Genomic DNA, 634 nt, shown 5'->3' on the forward strand with positions numbered 1-634 from the left:
CATCCCGTCCCGCGCGTGGCGTGTCGCCAAGGACGCCCTCGTCGACGGGCCGGTGCTCGTGCAGGTGCCACGGCGCGGCTACCTCCCGTCCCTCAGCTGCGCCGAGTGCCGCACGCCGGTCCGGTGCGCCCGCTGCCAGGGGCCGGTGGCCCTCGGGGCCTCGGGCACGGCGCCCGCCTGCCGCTGGTGCGGACTGACCCTGGCCGGGCACGGTTTCGAGTGCGACCACTGCGGCTCGCGCCGGCTGCGCTCGTCGATCACCGGCGCGAAGCGCACCGCCGAGGAGATCGGCCGCGCCTTCCCGGGCTTCCCGGTCCACACCTCGGGCTCCGGAGAGGTGCTCGCCGCCGTCGGCCGAGAGCCGTCCCTCGTCATCGCCACACCCGGTGCCGAACCCGTCGCAGACGGGGGCTACACCGGTGTGCTGATCCTCGACGCGTGGGCGAGCCTCGACCTGCCCACTCTCGATGCGCCCCTCGAGGCGCTGCGGCGGTGGATGGCCGCGGCGGCGCTCGCGCGGGAGGGCCGCACGGTCGTGCTGAGCGGCGCCCCCGAGGCCGTGGCGCTCCCGGCCGTCGAAGCCCTCGTGCGGTGGGACCCGGCCTGGCTCGCAGCACGTGAGCTGGCCGAACGG

1 pseudogene is annotated in these 634 nt (G+C 76.8%); it reads left to right on the top strand.

The window, feature by feature from the left end:
* A pseudogene (locus tag AC1DP0_RS22485) lies at positions 1 to 634 on the top strand (primosome assembly protein PriA); the annotation flags it as partial.

The sequence above is a fragment of the Terrabacter sp. P5_B1 genome (assembly GCF_056400505.1).